The sequence below is a fragment of the Kitasatospora sp. NPDC001261 genome (assembly GCF_042896795.1).
In the GTDB taxonomy this organism is placed as follows: Bacteria; Actinomycetota; Actinomycetes; order Streptomycetales; family Streptomycetaceae; genus Kitasatospora.
The window spans coordinates 49,769-68,247 of sequence record NZ_JBIAXP010000024.1; the positions used below are offsets into that span (position 1 = coordinate 49,769).

11 protein-coding genes are annotated in these 18,479 nt (G+C 72.6%); 7 read left to right on the top strand and 4 right to left on the bottom strand.

The genetic code is table 11. The annotated features are described in order from the left end of the window. The first annotated feature begins 264 nt into the window (after positions 1-264). Positions 265-585 (top strand): putative quinol monooxygenase, encoded by a 321-nt coding sequence (locus tag ACFY4B_RS29240; protein ID WP_387972866.1) that lies wholly within the window; start codon positions 265-267, stop codon positions 583-585. 198 nt (positions 586-783) lie between these two features. On the opposite strand, the gene ACFY4B_RS29245 is transcribed toward ACFY4B_RS29240, so the two are convergent. From ACFY4B_RS29245 to ACFY4B_RS29260, 4 genes are all read right to left on the bottom strand, one after another. Beyond that, entirely contained in the window at positions 784-1,479 is a 696-nt protein-coding gene (locus tag ACFY4B_RS29245) for a hypothetical protein (protein ID WP_387972869.1), read from the bottom strand. Beyond that, positions 1,476-5,681: an NEW3 domain-containing protein gene (locus ACFY4B_RS29250; RefSeq protein ID WP_387972872.1), complete on the bottom strand. Its 4,206-nt coding sequence runs from the start codon at positions 5,679-5,681 to the stop codon at positions 1,476-1,478. The genes ACFY4B_RS29245 and ACFY4B_RS29250 overlap by 4 nt, the downstream gene beginning before the upstream one ends. Positions 5,682-5,771: 90 nt before the next feature. After that, positions 5,772-8,240 carry a discoidin domain-containing protein gene (locus tag ACFY4B_RS29255; RefSeq protein WP_387972875.1) on the bottom strand — a complete coding sequence of 823 codons (2,469 nt, stop codon included), beginning with the start codon at positions 8,238-8,240 and terminating at the stop codon, positions 5,772-5,774. A 240-nt stretch (positions 8,241-8,480) separates the two neighbouring features. Further along, complete coding sequence (locus ACFY4B_RS29260; protein WP_082345973.1) at positions 8,481-9,563, bottom strand: LacI family DNA-binding transcriptional regulator; 1,083 nt, start codon at positions 9,561-9,563, stop codon at positions 8,481-8,483. A 150-nt stretch (positions 9,564-9,713) separates the two neighbouring features. Here ACFY4B_RS29260 and ACFY4B_RS29265 point away from each other — a divergent pair, with 150 nt between their 5' ends. The 6 genes from ACFY4B_RS29265 (at position 9,714) to ACFY4B_RS29290 (ending at position 18,463) form a co-directional block, all read left to right on the top strand. Further along, positions 9,714-11,003: an ABC transporter substrate-binding protein gene (locus tag ACFY4B_RS29265; protein ID WP_387972880.1), complete on the top strand. Its 1,290-nt coding sequence runs from the start codon at positions 9,714-9,716 to the stop codon at positions 11,001-11,003. Between the two features lie 215 nt (positions 11,004-11,218). Further along, on the top strand, positions 11,219-12,091 hold the full coding sequence (locus ACFY4B_RS29270) for a carbohydrate ABC transporter permease (RefSeq protein WP_074005259.1): 873 nt from the start codon (positions 11,219-11,221) through the stop codon (positions 12,089-12,091). A gap of 6 nt (positions 12,092-12,097) precedes the next feature. Continuing rightward, positions 12,098-13,039 (top strand): carbohydrate ABC transporter permease, encoded by a 942-nt coding sequence (locus ACFY4B_RS29275; protein WP_387972883.1) that lies wholly within the window; start codon positions 12,098-12,100, stop codon positions 13,037-13,039. A gap of 81 nt (positions 13,040-13,120) precedes the next feature. Beyond that, positions 13,121-14,377, top strand: coding sequence for a glycosyl hydrolase (locus tag ACFY4B_RS29280; RefSeq protein WP_387972886.1), 1,257 nt, complete (start codon positions 13,121-13,123; stop codon positions 14,375-14,377). Between the two features lie 40 nt (positions 14,378-14,417). Next, the gene (locus tag ACFY4B_RS29285) at positions 14,418-17,465 is read left to right on the top strand and encodes an alpha-mannosidase (protein WP_387972889.1); all 3,048 of its coding nucleotides are present in this window, start codon (positions 14,418-14,420) and stop codon (positions 17,463-17,465) included. A gap of 65 nt (positions 17,466-17,530) precedes the next feature. Then, positions 17,531-18,463 (top strand): ROK family protein, encoded by a 933-nt coding sequence (locus ACFY4B_RS29290; protein ID WP_387972892.1) that lies wholly within the window; start codon positions 17,531-17,533, stop codon positions 18,461-18,463. Positions 18,464-18,479: the final 16 nt, after the last annotated feature.

Here is an 18,479-nt window from a genome sequence, read left to right on the forward strand (position 1 = left end):
CGGCGTCGAACTGGATGCGGAACCGTGGGCCGTCCCGTTCCCCGGCACCGAGGAGGACGACTGAGGTACTGCCCGGCCCGGTCATCCCGGGCCGGGCCGCTGCCGCCATAGAGGAAGTAGTCGTACGACCTCCAGGACGTCGAACCATCCGACCTTGCCCACACCCGCTACTGGATGCCAGCCCCAGGTCAAGGGAATCTGTTACCCGCAGAACCTCGCCCAGTCATGCGAGCCTCGACCAGCATCGGAAGTGGAGTCGTCACCATGGGATTCGGTCTTGTCGTGCGCTTCGTCGCCCACAGCGCGGAAGCCGCTCGTGCCTTCGACCGGTTGGCAGAGAAGGCACTTGAGGGCATCCGCGCCAAGGAGCCCGGCACTCTCGTGTACGTCAACCACGCCGTACCTGAGGAGCCCACCGTCCGCGTCTTCTACGAGCTGTATGCGGACCGCGAGGCTTTCGAGGAGCACGAACGACAGCCGCATGTCCAGGCCTTTCTGGACGAACGCGCCCAGTACCTCGCCTCCTTCGACGTCACGTTCCTGGAGGAGATCTCAGGTAAGGGCAGCCCGGGAGGCCGTTCATGAACTCGTCGTCATCGCAGGCCGAATCGCCCCGTCGGAGCTGGTGAAGCTCGCCAAACGCGCGAACGCCACGAGGTGATGGCGAAGTTCAGGCCGCCGGACGTCGCCGTATCGGCGACGTCCGGCGGATCGACTCATCGGCTCGATTGGATCCAGCCCGCCGCGCTCGGTGGACGAGCGCGGCGGGCGCGTCCGTGCACCTCAGTGGCGGTGGTGGTTGTCGGGTTGGGCCGGGTCGCCTGGGTGTTCCAATCCCTCGACCAGGGTGAGGCGTTGGGCGCGTTCGTGGTCGAGCCAGCGGACGAATGCTGCTCGGCGGGCGGCGGCGCGGAGGGTGGGGGTGGGGTCGTCGCCTTCCGGAGTGGTGTGGGTGGCGAGGAGGGCTGCCGTCCAGGGGCCGGCGGTGACCCATGCGCCGGGTGGGGCTGTGCGGAGGGCCTCGGCTAGGGCGGCGGGGAGGGTGGTGGGGTCGGCTTCCAACTCGCCGTCAGGGAGAGCGAGGTGCCAACTCTCGGCCGCCGGGCGGGCGGTCAGGGTGCGGTAGTGGGCGATGCCCTCGGGTGAGGGGTCAATGTCGGCCGTAACGGCGTCGTAGACGGCGCGGACGGCGGCGTTGCCCTCGTAGGCAGCCGCCGTGATGGAGCCGAGTTCGACGGCGGCCTGTTGGTCGAGGTGGGCGGGGCCATCAGGAACCACGGGCAGGTCGCGTTCGGCGGCGACTGCCTCGCAGAGGGCTTCGGTCAACAAGACCTGCGCGACCCAGCGGGTCAGCTGGCGGTCCTCCGAACTGCCTGGTTGTGGCAGGGCGGTGGCGCGCGGGCCGTTCCGGAGGGCGGCGAGGCGGTGGTCGAGGGCCGCACGTGGGAGGGGGCGACCGTCGAGGAGGCCGAGGGTCATGCTTCCACCACCAGGGCGACGGTCGGGGCGTACTGGCAGCGGCCGAACCACATGACCTTCGCCAGGGCCCAGTACGAGCCCGGGTCGGTGGATTCGGCGACGGAGACGGCGAATTCGACCACCGACGAGCTGCCGGCCGGGACGGTGAAGCCGCGGACGGGGTCGGCGATGACGTCCCAGGTGCCCCAGGGAGAGACGAGTTGCAGCTCGCCCCGGATCTCGCCGCGGGTGCGGTTGGTGAGGGTGAGGGAGAGGGCGGTACGGCTGCCGGGGACGACGTGCAGGGTCTCGGTGGAGACCTCGACGTCCAGGCCGGTGTCGCGGCCGCTGGTGGCCTTGGTGCCCTGGGCGATCGTCCAGTCCTCGGGGGTGTCGCCGGGGACGGGCAGCAGGTCGGGCAGGTCGCCGACGGCGATGGTCACCACGTCCTCGATCTGCTGGCCGTCGTGCTCGATCCGGACAGCGGCGAAGTGCAGCCCGGGCTCGGCGTCGGCTGGCGGGGTGAGGGTCACCGGGAAGCGCAGGTGGCCGTCGGGTGCGAGCCGGTACGGGCGGCTGCCGAGGCTCGTGGTCCAGCCCTCGGGCGGGAGTACGACGGCTGTGCCCTCGACGGCCGCGTCCCGCAGCTGGGAGGAGAGGGCGACCGAGAGCGTCACCGGCTCCCCCGCCGTCCGCAGCAGTCCGGGCGAGGCGCCGACGGACACCGGCAGGTAACCGAGTGGTGCCGGGCCCCGGTTGTGCAGCCAGTAGCGGGCGTGGACGGGCTGGGCCGTCTCCGCCACCGGACCGAGGTCCGTCTCACCCACCGGGGCCGTGACGGCCGGGGAGGCGAGCAGGGTGGCGATCTGCGAGCCGGCGAGGTCGAGGGCGGGGCCGTCGGCGGGGCGCGGGCGTTCCAGCAGGTCGGCGGCCCGTACGTCGTCCAGGCCGAGGGCGCCGCTGAGCTTCGCCGTCCGGCCGAGGCCGGTCGACTCGACCAGCCGGACGGTGAGTTCGCTGCCGAGCGGCGCGGCCGAGCCGTGCGCGATCGGGTTGCCGGTCGGCTTGAGGGTGCCGAGCAGCACCTCGCGCTGGGGTTCGACCCGCAGCCAGGAGAGGGTGGCCGGCAGCGGTCCCTCCTGGGCGGGGGCGATCCGGGCGTACAGCGGGTGGTTGAACTCCTGGCCCTGGGCGGGCAGTGTCTGATCCCGCCAGTCGCCGTCGCCTCCGACCAGTGCGTAGCTGAACTCGTGTGTCCAGTGCTGGAGTTGGAAGGATGCGCCGTCGGGCAGGGTGCGCCGGGGCGGGTCGATCCAGACGCCGGAGGGCCAGCCGGTGCAGGAGCGCATCAGCGACAGGTGCAGCGCGCCGGTGGTGTCGACGGCGAAGCCGGGCAGGCCGAAGCTCAGCAAGGCCACGGTGTGGTCGGCGAGTTGGTCCTGGACGGCGGACGGGCAGACGGCGGTGATCCGGGCGTCGGCCAGGTCGTCGACCAGGGCGGAGGGGTCGGAGACGATCAGTGCCGGCAGTGCGCGCAGGTCGCGCAGGTCGGCGTCCGGGCGCCAGACCTCGGTGAGCGGGGTCGCCGCCGGTACCCAGACCGCGCCGTGCGTCTTCAGGGCGGCCGCGTACTCCTCGCCCGCCAGGTCGATCAACTCCCATGCCACCGGGTTGAGGTCCGGCGAGCCGACCACGATGCGGAAGTCCGGCAGGTTGGAGTCCACGTCCAGCCAGCCGTACCGCGCCCAGTCGGCGCCCGAGGTGGTGGCGGTGACCCCGACCCGTGCCAGCGCGACCACCAGAGGGCGGGCGTCGGCGGCGTCGTCCAGGGTGGGGACGACGACCTCGGCCACGCCGAGGGCGCGCGAGCCGGTCACCATCCCCGTGCTGTCGGTCAGTTCGGCCCGCGCGGTGGCGCCGAGGCCGAACCAGGTGTTGGCCGGGTTGTCCAGGGTCCACGGCGCCTCCGCCGAGTCCACGTCCGGCATCGCGAAGCCGCGTCCGACGACCGCGCCCGCGACCTCGCTGACCGGCAGGCCGCCGGGGACGTCCACCGGGAAGCGCAGCCGCAACAGCCGGTCGGCGCCGGAGTAGTCCACCACCCGGGTGCGGCAGTCCACCCGGTCGAGGCCGCGCCACAGGGTGACGGTCTGCTCGTACCGGACGCCGTCGACGGTGCCGTCGATCACCAGGCGCTCGCCGAGCGGCCCGGTCTCCCGGCGGACGGCGGCGTCGGCTCCCCCGGAGCCGGTCACCGGTCCGCTGGGCACCAGGTGCCAGGGGCCCTCGCCGAAGTCGGGGTGCTGCGGGTACTCCTCGTACACGCGCAGCTCGTTGCCGATCCGGCCGTCCTGGATCAACTCCCGGTCGCGCAGGAGGTCCTGAACCGAGCAGAGGCCGCCGCCGCGCACCGGGTCGGCGGTCACCCGGTACCGGCCGTTGCCGATCGTCAGGCCCGGGGCCGGCGTCCACGGCTGCTCCGCCTCCCCCTCCACCAGTCGCCAGGTGCGCCAGCCGAGCGCGGGCACATCGGCGGCGAGGAAGCGCAGGGTGCCCCGGTCGACGGCGCTGGGCACGGGCGAGCCGGTGTCGTCCAGCACCCTCACCGAGGTTGCGTCGGAGGGGAGTTCGACGGTGACGAGGTCGGTCCGGTCGAAGGAGAGCGTGTTGGCGACCACGACGGCCTGCCCCGCGCCCGCCGTGGAGATCCGCGCGGTCAGCGCGTCCAGCGCCGCGTCCCGGACGCCGGAGGCCAGGTCGTACGCCTCCCGCCAGCCGCCGAGCAGGTCCAGGTACACCTGGTCGGACTCGGAGCCGGTGATCGCGTCGTGGTGGGCGCCGTAGGCGAGTTGGCGCCAGACCTTGTCGAGCGCCGCGGCCGGGTAGCGGCCGAGGCCGTGCACGGAGGCGAGCGTGGCGAGCTTCTCGGCGTCCACGGCCGCGACCTCGCCGGCCCGTTGGGCCTGCTTGGTGTCGATGTACGAGACGTCCTTGCCGGTGTACACCGGGTTCATGTCGCGGGTCTGCGGGCTGGGCCGCCGGCCGGTGGCCGCCAGCTCGGCGCGGACGGCGTCGAGGAAGTCGCGGGGGGTGGCGCAGACGAACCGGGGCCAGAGGTACTTGGCGGCCCAGGAGCGGTGGATCTCGGTGACCCACTTGTTCGGCGGGGTGTAGTCCGTGCCCACCGGCAGCAGCAGGTTCTTCGTCGCGCCCACGGGCTTGAGCTTGCGGTACAGCTCGTAGACGGCCTGTTCGGCGGTGGCGAGGTCCGGGGAGGAGTCCATCCACCAGCCGGCCGAGTAGTGGTGCGGCATGTAGTGGGTGAGCACGCCGTCCCCGCCGGGGGCGATCCACTCGAACTCGCTCGGGAACTGCATCACCCGGGCGTCGTCCTTGGCCTCGCGGAAGTTCTTCTGGATCGGGCCCCACTGGTGGAAGGGGCCGCGCGCCCAGGCGCTGCCGGTGAGGCCGGCCGCGGCGAGGTGGCCGGGGAACTGCGGGTCGTGCCCGAACACGTCGAGCTGCCAGGCGGTCCGGGGGTCGCCGCCGAGGATGTCGCGCTGGTAGCCGATGCCGTAGACGATGTTGCGGATGGTGGTCTCGGCTCCGGTGAGGTTGGTGTTCGGCTCGTTGTAGGTGCCGCCGACGAGCTCGACCTGGCCGCGTTCCAGCAGCTGCCGCAGGGTCTCGCGGCGCTCCGGGTGCTGGTCGAAGTACGGCTTCAGGTAGTCGACTTCGGCGAGCACGAACTTGTACACCGGGTCCCGCAGGGCGAGGTCCAGGTGCGCGTCGACGAGGGCGAAGCCGTTGCGCTCCCACAGCGGCCGGGTGGTGGCGTCGGCGGAGAGCAGTTCCCACGGGGAGGTGTAGGCGGCCTGGGTGTTCCACCAGACCGGGTCGTAGTGGAAGTGCGAGACCAGGAACATCGTCCAGCCGGGCTCGGCGACCTCGACCACGGATTCGGCGGTGGCGTCCGACACGGATTCGGCGGTGGCGTCGGAGGCCCGGACGGTGACCGGGAGTCGGTCGCCGGTCGAGGCCCCGCTGATCTCCAGCGGGACCTCGACCAGGCCCGTGCCGGTCGCCTCGCCGCGGACGCCCGGGCCGCTGACGGTGATCCGGGCGGCCGGGCCCTCCAGCGTGACCCGCAGCACTTGGCGCGGGGCGTCCTCGGGGCCGACGAACAGATCGGTGCTCTCGACGGCGGTGATGGTGACCGGCACGGGGGTGCTTCCTTTCCTCGAACAGGGCGGCGCGGGGCGCACGGGACAGCGGGACAGCGCGGGACAGCGGGACAGCGCGGGACAGCGGGGCTACGCGCCCCAGGCCTCGAACTCGTAGACGCGGGCGGCCGGATCACCGTTCTGGGTCGGCGTGTTGACGACCAGCCGGACGTAGCGGGCGGCGGTGTCCACCGGGTGGGTGGTGGTGCTGGCCGTGTTGCCGGTGACGTCGGCGACGGTCGTCCAGGGGTCGTTGGCGCCCGAGCGGACCTGGATGGTGAAGTCGCGGGTGTTGAACGAGGCGCTCTCGCCGCCCGCCGCCGCGTGCTTGACCACGAACTTCGACAGCTGCTTCGCCGAACCGAGGTCCACCTCCAGCCACTTGGCGGAGGTCAGCGCGCACCACTTGTCGCCGGTCCCGCCGCTGACGCTGCCGTTGACGGCCTTGGCCGGGCCCTCGTTGGCGTTGCACTGGCCGGAGGCGGTGGCCGGGCGGTTGAGCGCCAGGTTGGTGGAGGTCGGCGGGGTGCCGTTCCAACCGACCGTCGTGGACGCGGCGGTGGAGCGCCCGTAGGTGGTGGACACCGCCTCGACGTCCAGCGTGGTGGCGTTCTCGCCGCCCGCCCGGTCGAGCCGCCCGACGAAGTACGCGTCGTTGGGCGTGGCGCCGAGGAAGCTGCGGCTGCCGTCCGCGTTGCGGCGGTACACCTCGTAGTGGTGCACGTTGCCGCCGGGCGCCGCCGTCCAGGACAGCCGCAGCGACTGGCTGGAGCCGGCGGTCACGTCGCTCGCGCCGAGCACGGTGAGTCCGGCCGGTGCCGCCGGTGTCTCCACCGAGCCGTCGTAGACCGCGAGTTGGCCGACCCGGAGGTCGTACGAGGGGTCGCTCCCCTCGACCCGCAGGGCGATCTGGGCGATGGTGCGGCCCGCGTACGGGGAGAGGTCGAGGATGTGCCGCTCCCAGCCGGTGCCGGTGTTGGCGCCGACGTCGACCGTGGTGAAGCTGCTCGGGGAGTCCGTGAACGACACCGCGGCCTTGAGCTTCGTGGACCCGGCGGCCGGGGTCTTGACCACCAGGTCCAGCCTGGTGTTCGCGGCGACGGGCAGCTTGGTCTGGTACAGCCGTACGGTGTTGGCGGCGTCGAGCTTTCCGCTCAACCGCAGGGAGGAACCGCCCTGGTAGGCGTCGCCGAAGTCGACCGACGGGGTGAGCTTGCTGCCGGTCGAGTCGACCATCCAGCGGTAGGTGGGCGGGACGTCCTGGAGCGAGAGGTTGTTCCAGCCGCCGGTGGCGACCCGGGTGCCGGCCGCGTTGTAGAAGTCGCCCTGCCCGGTGTCGAAGGTGGTGACGAACGGCTTGGCGGTGATCGGCGAGGATTCGGCGACGTAGCCGGCCAGGCCGGGCCAGCTCGCCGAGAGGTCGGTCCGGGACGGGTCGTTGTTGGCGCCGACCCAGTAGCGGGCGTCCTTGGCGTAGAAGTCGGCGCGGTCGGTGGCGGACTTCCAGGTCCACTCGGGGCGGTAGAGGCCGAGCGAGGTGGTGTGCGGCTGCCCGGACGGGAAGAGGGCGGACCAGTTCACGCCGGTGTTGTAGCCGTTGGCCTCGGTGTCGATACCGGAGTAGAGGTCGTACTCGCTGCGGCCGAGCTGCCGGGCCAGCGCCCGGGAGGAGTTGAGGCCGCTCGCCGACCAGTCGAAGTTCAGGAACATCGAGTCCGAGGTGCGCTTCGAACCATCCTGCAGGAAGGGCGAGTTGGCGGAGGTGAGGGCGTTCTGCCAGTTCACCCCGCCGGAGGTGGTCATCGCGTCGTACCACATGAACTCGGTGCCGCTCTGCGCCTTGGTGTACTGCATCAGGTTGCGCAGCTCGCCCGCCAGGGCCGAATCGCCGCCGCCGGTCTCCTGGTTGATGAACCAGCCGTCGAAGCCGTAGTACTGCGCGGCCTGGACGAGCTTGTCGGCGACGGGGTAGCGGCTGCCGGACTTCTGGACGAAGTCGCGCACCCACTGGAGCTGTCCGCCGTACGCGCCGGGCGGGAAGAAGACCGTGCCGTACACCTTGACGCCGTTGCGGTGGGCGGCGTCGATCACGGTCGGGTTGGGGGCGAGGATCAGGCCCTCGCCGGCCGAGCCGCCCCAGAACACCAGCTTGTCGACGTACTGCCAGTAGCCGAAGGCGTAGTAGTTGGGGTCGGCGGAGCCCTGCGAGGGGTTGTTGGAGGTGGGGCCGAAGGAGACCAGCGAGGCGATCTTCCCTTCGCCGGTCCGGGCGTTGGGGTTGGCCCGCAGCGCCGGATCGCTGGTGCGCGGCTGGAGCGGGACGCGGGAGCGGTTGAAGCGGGCGTCCGGGTCGGTGGCCGGGTCCCAGTTCAGGATGCTGTTGGGGTACCAGTACGAGGCGAAGGGCTGGCTGCCCTGGCCGGCGGTGGCGGCGGGTGCCGCGGCCGGCCCGGCGCCCGGCAGCGCGGCCGGTGCCGGGTCGGCCCAGGCGGCGGGGGTGGCGGTCAGGGCGGCCGTCGCGAGGACGGCGCTGAGCAGCAGGGGGAGGCGTCGTGACATGCGGTGGCTCCGATCGAGCGGAGGAGGGTGGGGGCGGGCCCGCCGTCGCGGACGGGGGCCCGACTGCATGCGGGCGTGCCGGTGCTGGAGCGTGTGGTGCCGGTGGTGGATCGGGTGGGGGTCGCGCCGCCGCCGGGCCCCCGGCGCACCGGAGCGGCGGCGCGGGGAGCGGGACGGGCAGCGGGGGCCGGACGGGGTGCGGCGGAGCGGACCGAGCGGCTGCCGCTCGGCGCTGCGAGGCTAAACCGGTTCAGAACCGCTGTCAACGATGCGCGCGACAACCACTCCGGAGGGGGAAGTCCCGGGCGCGCCGGGCGGCGAGGTGGACTCCCGGACGGTCAGCCGCGGCGTGGGCATCTGGAGGTCCCGCCCCGCCCCGGCCCCGTCCAGCGCCTCCAGCAGGCTGCGCGCGACCTGCTCGCCGAGCGCGAAGGTGTCCCGGCTGAGCGCGGTCAGCGGCGGGTGCACGATCCGGGCGAGCACCGAGTCGTCGAAGGAGACGATGGACAGCTCGCCGGGCACCGCGACCCCCATCTCCCCGGCCACGCCGAGCCCGGCGACGGCCATCACGTCGCTGTCGTAGACGATCGCGGTGGGCCGCCCGGCCCGGGACAGCAGCGTCCGGGTGGCGGCCGCGCCCTCGGCGTCGCTGAAGTCGGTGGGCACCGACACCGCCTCCTCCAGCCCGAGCCGGCGCGAGGCGTCGCGCAGCGCGCGGATCCGCCGCTGGGTGTGCTGGAAGTGCGGCAGCCCGGCGAGGTGGGCGATCCGCCGGTGGCCGATCGCGGCCAGGTAGTCGACGATCGAGAGCATCGCCTCCCGGTCGTCGGCCCAGATCCGCAGCTGGTTGCCGCCCTTGCCGGGCCCGCCCAGCACCACGGCGGGCAGCCCGAGTTCGTCCAGCACCGGCAGCCTCGGGTCCCTGACCTGGAGGTCGACCACGATGAAGCCGTCGACCCGGTGCTCGGAGGCCCAGCCCCGGTAGACCTCGATCTCGGCGGCGGTGTCCTCGACCACCATCAGGTGCAGCGCGATCGAGCTGGCCGAGAGCACCGCCTGGAGCCCGGACAGCAGTTGGCTGAAGAACGGCTCGACGCCGATGGTGCGGGCCGGCCGGGCGATCACCAGGCCGACGGCGTCGGACCTGGCTCCGCCGAGGGCCCGCGCGGCGCTGTGCGGGCGCCAGTTCATCTCCTCGGCGACCCGCAGGATCCGGGCCCTGGTCGCCTCGCTGACGCCCGGCCGGCCGTTGAGCGCGAAGGACACCGCGCCCTTGGAGACACCGGCCTGGCGGGCGATGTCGGCGATCGTCGGTCTGCCCACAGAACCCGACTCCTCTCTTGACATCCAAGTTTAGGCGGGAGCATAGTCCCTGGCATAGCTAGACCGGTTTAGTTAGTCAGATTGCGGAATCCGACACAACCCCCGAGCTCGGCACGATCCCCCACCCACCCCCAGGACCGGGAGACCCTCATGCGAAGAATCTGGGCGGCACTGACCACGACCGCGCTCGCCACCGCCGCGCTCACCAGCTGCGGACTCGGCTCCGGCGACACCAAGGACAGCGACGCGGTGGCGAGTGCGGCCGCCACCGGCGAGGTCAAGGGCAAGGTCTCGATCCAGACCTGGTCGCTCAAGCCGAAGTTCACCGACTACATGCAGGGCGTGCTCGACGGCTTCAAGAAGAAGTACCCCGGCGTCGAGGTCGAGTGGCTCGACCAGCCCGGTGAGGGCTACTCCGACAAGGTGCTCAGCCAGGCCGCCGCCGGCAGCCTGCCCGACGTGGTCAACCTCCCGCCGGACTTCGCCTTCCCGCTGGCGAAGAAGGACGTCCTGCTGGACATCGCCAAGGCCGACCCCAAGCTCGCCGAGGAGTACGTCCCCGGCGGCGTGGACGCCTACCGGTTCAACGGCTACCAGGGCACCTTCGGCTACCCCTGGTACCTCAACACCGATGTGAACTACTGGAGTTCCGAGCTCCTGACGAAGAACGGCCTGGACCCGCAGAAGCCCCCGGCCAGTCTGGACGAGCTGATCGCCCAGGCCCGGACGATGAAGGAGAAGTCCGGCGGCCAGACCTACCTGATGAGCCGCAAGCCGGGCATCGGGGACCTGTACAACATCGGCGTGAAGATCATGTCCGACGACGGCAAGTCCTTCACCTTCAACACCCCCGACGCCGCCGCGCTGCTCGACAAGTACCGCGACGCCTTCAAGGAGGGCCTGATGCCGAACGGGGTGCTCACCGACACCTACGCCGGCAACTCCAAGCTCTTCAGCTCCGGCACGGTGGCCTGGACCACCGGCGGCGGCAACTACATCACCAGCCTCGCCACCGACAACCCGACCCTCGCCCCGAAGGTCGTCTCCTCCCCCGCGATGGCCACCCCGCCGCTGTACGTCCAGGGCCTGTCCATCCCGAAGAACACCAGGAACCCGGCCGCCGCGGTGGCCCTCGCCCGCTGGGTGACCAGCCCCGAGAACCAGGCCGCCTTCGCCCACCTGACCAGCGTGTTCCCGTCCACCAAGGCCTCCGCGAACGACCCGTTCTTCAGCAAGAGCGACGGCACCAACGCGGGCGACGCCAAGGTGACGGCCTTCGCCTCGCTCGCCAAGGCCAAGCTGATCCAGCCGGTCGAGGTCGACGACGCGATGGGCACCATCATCAAGCAGCAGTTCGCGCTGGCCATCAGCGGCGACACCAGCTCCAAGCAGGCGCTGGACACCGCCGTCGAGCAGTGCAACAAGCTGCTCAAGGGCTGATCCGACGCCGCCCCGGCACCAGCCCCGCGGTGCCCCACCCCGCACCGGCGAAGCACCGGCGAAGCACCGGAGACGTACCAGAGACGTTCCGGCGCGGCACCGGAGACGTACCGGCGAAGTATCGGCGAAGTACCGGTGAAGCGGCGGGCCTCCCCCGCGCCCGCCGCTCCCCGGGAATCACCCGCACCACCCCCAGGCCCCAGGAAGGCAACGGCATGACCCACCGGCGTTGGTTCACCCCCTGGCTGCTCGCCGGGCCCGCGATAGTCTGGCTGGCCGTCTTCAACCTCTGGCCGGCCGTCAACACGGTGATCCTGTCCTTCACCAACGCCAAGCCCCTGGGCGGCGGGCAGTTCACCGGCCTGGAGAACTACGGCCGGCTGCTGGACGACGACCAGCTCGCCGACGCCCTGGTCAACAGCATCGTGTTCATGCTGGTCTGCCTGCCGCTGCTGACCGTCCTGCCGCTGCTGCTCGCCCTGCTGGTGCAGCGCAAGATCCCCGGCATCACCTTCTTCCGCACCGCCTTCTACACCCCGGTGATCGCCTCCGCCGTCGTGGTGGCGCTGATCTGGGGCTGGGTGCTGGACGAGCGGGGCCTGGCCAACGGCCTGCTGCAGCAGACCGGGCTGGCCGACTCCCCGGTCGCCTTCCTGACCGACCGCTGGCTGCTGCTGTTCAGCGCGATCGCCCTGACCGTCTGGAAGGGCCTCGGCTACTACATGGTCATCTACCTGTCCGCGCTCGCCAACGTCCCGCGCGAACTGCACGAGGCGGCGGCCGTGGACGGCGCCGGACCGCTGCACCGGTTCTGGCACGTCACCCTGCCCGGGGTGCGCCCGACCATGATCCTGATCTCGGCGCTGATCTCGGTGAGCTCGCTGCGCGTCTTCTCCGAGCTGTACGTGCTCTCCAACGGCCTCGGCGGCCCCGGCGGCCGGGACATGTCGGTGGTGATGCTGATCCAGATGTACAGCCGCGGCTTCAACGGGCACCTGGGCTACGCCTCGGCGCTCAGCCTGCTGCTGTTCGTCGTCACCCTCGGCCCGATGCTGTTCCTGATGCGGCTGAACCGGAAGGCGGCCTGACCCCCCATGACCACCGTCCGCACGCCCCAGTCCCCCGACACCCCCGCCGAGCCCACCAAGGCCGCCAAGGCCGCCAGGCCCACCGGCCCCGCCGGGCCCGCCGGGCGCTCCCGGAGCTTCAACACCCCCTCCACCGCGCAGACCGCCGCCCGCTACCTGCTCCTGGTGCTGGTCCTGCTGCTGGTCATCGGCCCCTTCCTGTGGCAGCTGTCGACCTCCCTCAAGGGCCCCGCCGAGGACGTCTACACCCGCACCCCGAGCTTCCTGCCCGACCAGCCCACCCTGGGCAACTACGGCAAGGTCGCCGAGGTCATCCCGGTGTGGACCTACGCGCTCAACTCGGTGATCGTCGCCGTGGTCTGCATCACCGGCAACGTGGTCGGCTGCACGCTGGCCGGCTACGCGCTCGCCCGGCTGCGCTTCCGCGGCGCCAAGCTCGTCCTCGGCCTCTTCCTCGCCACCCTGATCCTGCCCGGCGAGGTCACCATCGTCTCCCAGTACGTGCTGGTGCGCGGACTCGGCCTGGCCGACACCCTGGCCGGCGTCGCGCTGCCCGGCTCGATCGCGATGCTCAACGTGCTGCTGATGCGCACCGCCTTCGCCGCCGTCCCGGCCGAGCTGGACCAGGCCGCGCTGGTGGACGGCGCCAACGTCTGGCAGCGGCTGTGGCACATCGGCCTGCCGAACGTGCGCGGCATGCTCAGCGTGATCGTGATCTTCACCTTCATCGGCGCCTGGGACGACTTCCTGTGGCCGCTGATCGTGCTCAACGACCCGCAGAAGTACACCCTCACCGTCGGGCTCCAGTACCTCAACGGCACCTTCGCCGCCAACCCCCGGCTGATCGCGGCCGGCACCATGATCGCCTTCCTGCCGATCGTCGTGGTGTTCGGCGTCTGCCAGCGCTTCTTCTTCAAGGGCGTCGAGGAAGGAGCCGTCAAGGGATAGCCCGACCGGGACCGCCCCCGCCGGTGACGACCCACCGTCCGTACGCCCCACACCCGTTGAGGAAGCCCTCCGATGACCCCGATGACCACCGCTCCCCGCTTCGGCGTCAACTACACGCCCAGCGCCGGCTGGTTCCACCACTGGCTCGACTTCGACCTCGACGCCGTGCGCGCCGACTTCGACTCCATCGCCGCCCTCGGCCTGGACCACGTGCGGGTCTTCCCGCTCTGGCCGGTCTTCCAGCCCAACCGCACCCTGATCCGCCCGCGCGCCGTCGAGCAGCTGACGGCCCTGGTGGACGCGGCCGGCGAGCGCGGTCTCGACGTCGCGGTGGACGGCCTGCAGGGCCACCTGTCCAGCTTCGACTTCCTCCCGTCCTGGACGCAGACCTGGCACCGCCGCAACATCTTCACCGACCCCGAGGTGCTCGACGGCCAGGCCGCCTACCTGCGCACCCTCGCCGCCGCGCTGAGCGAGCGGCCCAACTTCCTCGGGATGACGCTCGGCAACGAGATCAACCAGTTCTCCGGCGCCCCGCACCCCGACCCGGACCGGGCCACCCCCGCCGAGGCGGAGGCCTGGCTGCGCCGGATGCTCGACGCCTGCGAGCAGGGCGCCCCCGGCCGGCTGCACCTGCACGCCTCGTACGACGCGGCCTGGTACCTGGACGAGCACCCGTTCACCCCTTGGCACTCGGCCCGGATCGGCGCCGCGACCGCCGTGCACTCCTGGGTGTTCAACGGCACCGCCCAGCGCTACGGCGCCCACTCCACCGCCACCGCGCAGCACGCCGCCTACCTGGTCGAGCTGTCCAAGGCCTGGGCGGACGACCCGGCCCGCCCGGTCTGGCTGCAGGAGGTCGGCGCGCCCGCCCCGCACATCACCCCGCAGGACGCGGCGCGCTTCACCGGCGCCACCGTGGAGGCCGTGCTGGACTGCCCGGACCTGTGGGGCGTGACCTGGTGGTGCTCGCACGACGTGGACCGCTCGCTCGCCGACTTCCCCGAACTGGAGTACAGCCTCGGCCTGTTGACCACCGACCGGACGGTCAAGCCGGCCGGCGCCCGGCTCGCCGAGGCCGCCGCCGAGGCCCGCCGCTCCTGGCAGCCGCCGAAGCCGCGCAGCACCGCCGTGGTGGTCGCCACCGGCGACGAGGCCCTCTCGCCCCGGCGCTCGGTCTGCGGCCCCGGCGGCCCGGTGTACGAGGCGTTCATGCGCCTCGCCGAGGAGGGCGCCCGCCCGACCACGGTGCTCGCCGAGCGCGCCGAGGACCGCGAGCACCTCGCCGCGCGCGGCATCACCGAGGTGGTCCACCCCTCCGACGTACCGTCCCTCTAGTCCGTCCGTTCCCCTCAGCCACGCAACGGAGCCCGCTGACATGCACGATGACCGCACCCTGGTCGAGTCCCGCCTCAAGCGCGTCCTGGACGAGCGCATCCGCCCGGCCGTCTACCCCGAGTCCGTCCCGCTGGAGGTCGGCATCTGGACGGCTCCCGGCGAGCCCGTCCCGGTCGCCGAGGGCCTGGCCGCCCCGCGCACCCCGATCGCGGTCGGCGACGCCTGGGGAGCGCCCTGGGGCACCAGCTGGATCACCGTGACCGGCACCGTCCCGCGGGAGTGGGCCGGGCGCACCGTCGAGGCGCTGATCGACCTCGGCTTCGACGCCAACATGCCCGGCTTCCAGTGCGAGGGCCTGGTCTACCGCCCGGACGGCTCCCCGGTGAAGGGCCTCAACCCGCAGAACCAGTGGGTGCGGATCGCCGCCCCGGCGACCGGCGGCGAGCAGATGCTGCTGCACGTCGAGGCCGCCTCCAACCCGGTCATCCTGGACTACCACCCCTTCCTGCCCACCGAGTTGGGCGACAAGGAGACGGCCGGCGACCAGCCGCAGTACAAGCTGACCCGGATGGACCTGGCGGTCTTCGACGAGACGGTCTGGCAGCTGGTGCTGGACCTGGAGGTGCTCGGCGAGCTGATGGCCGAGCTGCCGGTGGAGGGCGCCCGCCGCTGGGACGTCCTGCGCGCGGTCGAGCGGGCGCTCGACGCCGTCGACCTCCAGGACGTCAACGGCACGGCGGCGGCGGCCCGTTCGGAGCTGGCCGACGTGCTGGCCGCGCCCGCCGTGCCGTCCGCGCACCGGATCAGCGCGATCGGCCACGCGCACATCGACTCGGCCTGGCTGTGGCCGCTGCGCGAGACCGTCCGCAAGGTGGCCCGCACCACCGCCAACATGACGGCGCTGCTGGAGGACGAGCCGGACTTCCTCTACACCATGTCCCAGGCCCAGCAGTTCGCCTGGATCAAGGAGCACCGCCCCGAGGTGTACGCCAGGGTCCGCAAGGCCGTCGCCGAGGGCCGCTTCGTCCCGGCCGGCGGCATGTGGGTGGAGTCCGACACCAACATGCCGAGCTCGGAGGCGATGGCCCGGCAGTTCGTGCACGGCAAGCGGTTCTTCCTGGACGAGTTCGGGGTGGAGAACCACGAGGCCTGGCTGCCGGACACCTTCGGCTTCACCGGCGGCCTGCCCCAGATCATCCGCAACGCCGGCTCCAAGTGGCTGCTGACGCAGAAGATCTCGTGGAGCCAGATCAACAAGTTCCCGCACCACACCTTCCTCTGGGAGGGCATCGACGGGACCAGGATCTTCACCCACTTCCCGCCCGTGGACACCTACAACTGCTCGATGAAGGGCAGCGAGATCGCCCACGCGGCGAAGAACTTCAAGGACAAGGGCGTCGCCCGGCACTCGCTCGCCCCGACCGGCTGGGGCGACGGCGGCGGCGGCACCACCCGCGAGATGGTCGCCAAGGCGGCCCGGATGAAGGACCTGGAGGGCTCGGCCACCGTCCGCTGGGAGAAGCCCGCCGAGTTCTTCGCCAAGGCCGAGGCCGAGTACCCGAACCCGCCGGTCTGGGTCGGCGAGCTCTACCTGGAGCTGCACCGCGCCACCCTGACCAGTCAGGCGAAGACCAAGCAGGGCAACCGGCGCAGCGAGAACCTGCTGCGCGAGGCCGAACTCTGGTGCGCCACCGCCGCGTTGCGCACCGGCGCGGAGTACCCGTACGAGCAGCTGGACCGGATCTGGAAGACGGTGCTGCTGCACCAGTTCCACGACATCCTGCCCGGCTCGTCCATCGCCTGGGTGCACCGCGAGGCCGAGGCGACGTACGCGGCGCTGGCCGGGGAGCTGGAGGCGCTGATCGGCGCGGCCCAGCAGGCGCTGGCCGGGGCGGCCGCCGGCGGGCGGGAGCTGGTGTTCAACTCGGCGCCGCACGGCCGCTCGACGGTGCCGGCCGGCGGGGCCGCCGCGGTCGGCCTGCCGGACGGCACCTGCGAGGCGGTCGAGCGCCCCGGGGGCGGCTTCACGCTGCGCAACGGCCTGCTGGAGGTCGTCGTGGACGCGGACGGCCTGATCGCCTCGGTGGTCGAGACCGCGACCGGCCGGGAGACCGTCGCCCCCGGGAGCCGGGCCAACCTGCTCCAGCTGCACCCCGACTTCCCCAACATGTGGGACGCCTGGGACGTCGACCAGTTCTACCGCAACACCGTCACCGACCTGACCGGCGTGGACTCGCTCACCGCCGCGTCCTCCCCCGCCGGGGCCTCGGTGCGGATCGCCCGCTCCTTCGGCTCCTCCACCGTCGTCCAGACCCTCACCCTGCCGGCCGGCGAGCAGCGGGTGGACATCGACACCGACGTCGACTGGCACGAGACCGAGAAGTTCCTCAAGGCCGCGTTCCCGCTGGACGTCCACACCGAGCGCTACGCCGCCGAGACCCAGTTCGGCCACCTCTACCGGCCCACCCACACCAACACCAGCTGGGACGCGGCCAAGTTCGAGGCCTGCAACCACCGCTTCGTCCACCTCGACGAGCCCGGCTGGGGCGTCGCCCTGGTCACCGCCTCCACCTACGGCCACGACGTCACCCGCACCGTGCGCCCCGACGACGGCGGGACGACCACCACGGTCCGCTTCTCGCTGCTGCGCGCCCCGCGCTTCCCCGACCCGAAGACCGACCAGGGCCTGCACCGCTTCCGGCACGCCCTGGTGCCGGGCGCGGCGATCGGCGACGCGGTCCGCGAGGGCTACCGGATCGGCCTGCCCGAGCGGACGGTCACCGGCAGCGCCGAGCGGGTCGCCCCGCTGGTGGAGCTGGACAACGACGCCCTGGTGGTGAGCGCCGTCAAGCTCGCCGACGACCGCAGCGGGGACCTGATCGTCCGGGTCTACGAGGCCGGCGGCGGCCGCGCCCGGGGCCGGCTGACCACCTCCTACCCGCTGGCCGGCGCCGTCCCCTGCGACCTGCTGGAGCGGCCCTGGGACGGCACCCGCGGCGAGGTGGCGGTCGAGGACGGCGCGGTGCGCCTCGCGCTGCGCCCGTTCGAGCTGGTCACCCTGCGGCTCAGCGCCGCCCGCCGGGGCTGATCTACGCTGTTCGGCGCCCCGGTCCCCGCGGCCGGGGCGCCGCCCCCTACTTCCTGGAGCCCACCGTGCCGTTCACCCCGCTGTTCGCCGCCCTCGACATCGGCGGCACCAAGATCGCCGGGGCGCTGGTCGACGCCGACGGACGGCTGCGGCACCGGCTCCAGCTGCCCACCCCCGCCACCGAGCCCGGCGCGGCCGTGCTCGCCGTGGTGCACCAGGTGCTGGAGCGGCTCGCCGGGACGGCCGACTGGGCCGCCGTGACGGCCGTCGGGATCGGCAGCGCCGGCCCGGTCGACCTCGCGGGCGGCACCGTCAGCCCGGTCAACATCCCCGGCTGGCGCGGCTTCCCGCTGGTCGCCGCGGTCGCCGCGCACCCGGCGGTGGCAGAGCGCACGCTGCCCGTCCACCTCGCCGGGGACGGCGTCGCGATGGCCGCCGCCGAGCACTGGCAGGGCGCGGCCCGGGGCGCCGACAACGCGCTCTGCCTGGTGGTGTCGACCGGCGTCGGCGCCGGACTGGTGCTCGACGGCGCGGTGCGCCCCGGCCCCAGCGGCAACGCCGGCCACCTCGGCCACATCACCGTCGACCTGGACGGCGAGCCCTGCCCGTGCGGCTCCCGCGGCTGCCTGGAGGGCCTCGCCAGCGGCACCGCGATCGCCCGCCGGGCGCTCGCCGAGGGCTGGCGGCCCGTGGACGGCGACCGGACGGCCCGCGCCGTCGCCGCCTCCGCCGCCGCGGGCGACCCGGTCGCGCGCGCCTCCTTCGACCGCGCCGCCCGGGCGCTGGCCGCCGGGATCGCCGCCACGGCCGCCCTGGTGGACCTCTCCCGGGTCGTCGTCGGCGGCGGCGTGGCCGAGTCCGGGGACGTGCTGTTCGCCCCGCTCGCCCGCCACCTGGACCGCTACGCCGCCCTCTCGTACATCCGCGGCCTGGACGTGCGCCGCGCCGAGCTCGGCACCGACGCCGGGCTGATCGGCGCGGCCGCGCTCTGCCGCTGAGCCTCCCCGGAGCCGC

What these genes read in the sequence shown, in the direction of transcription:
- ACFY4B_RS29270 (WP_074005259.1), top strand. Translation starts at nt 11,219, where the DNA reads ATGACCCACCGGCGTTGGTTCACCCCCTGGCTGCTCGCCGGGCCCGCG.
- ACFY4B_RS29265 (WP_387972880.1), top strand. Translation starts at nt 9,714, where the DNA reads ATGCGAAGAATCTGGGCGGCACTGACCACGACCGCGCTCGCCACCGCC.
- ACFY4B_RS29280 (WP_387972886.1), top strand. Translation starts at nt 13,121, where the DNA reads ATGACCACCGCTCCCCGCTTCGGCGTCAACTACACGCCCAGCGCCGGC.
- ACFY4B_RS29275 (WP_387972883.1), top strand. Translation starts at nt 12,098, where the DNA reads ATGACCACCGTCCGCACGCCCCAGTCCCCCGACACCCCCGCCGAGCCC.
- ACFY4B_RS29255 (WP_387972875.1), bottom strand. Translation starts at nt 8,240, where the DNA reads ATGTCACGACGCCTCCCCCTGCTGCTCAGCGCCGTCCTCGCGACGGCC.
- ACFY4B_RS29285 (WP_387972889.1), top strand. Translation starts at nt 14,418, where the DNA reads ATGCACGATGACCGCACCCTGGTCGAGTCCCGCCTCAAGCGCGTCCTG.
- ACFY4B_RS29240 (WP_387972866.1), top strand. Translation starts at nt 265, where the DNA reads ATGGGATTCGGTCTTGTCGTGCGCTTCGTCGCCCACAGCGCGGAAGCC.
- ACFY4B_RS29245 (WP_387972869.1), bottom strand. Translation starts at nt 1,479, where the DNA reads ATGACCCTCGGCCTCCTCGACGGTCGCCCCCTCCCACGTGCGGCCCTC.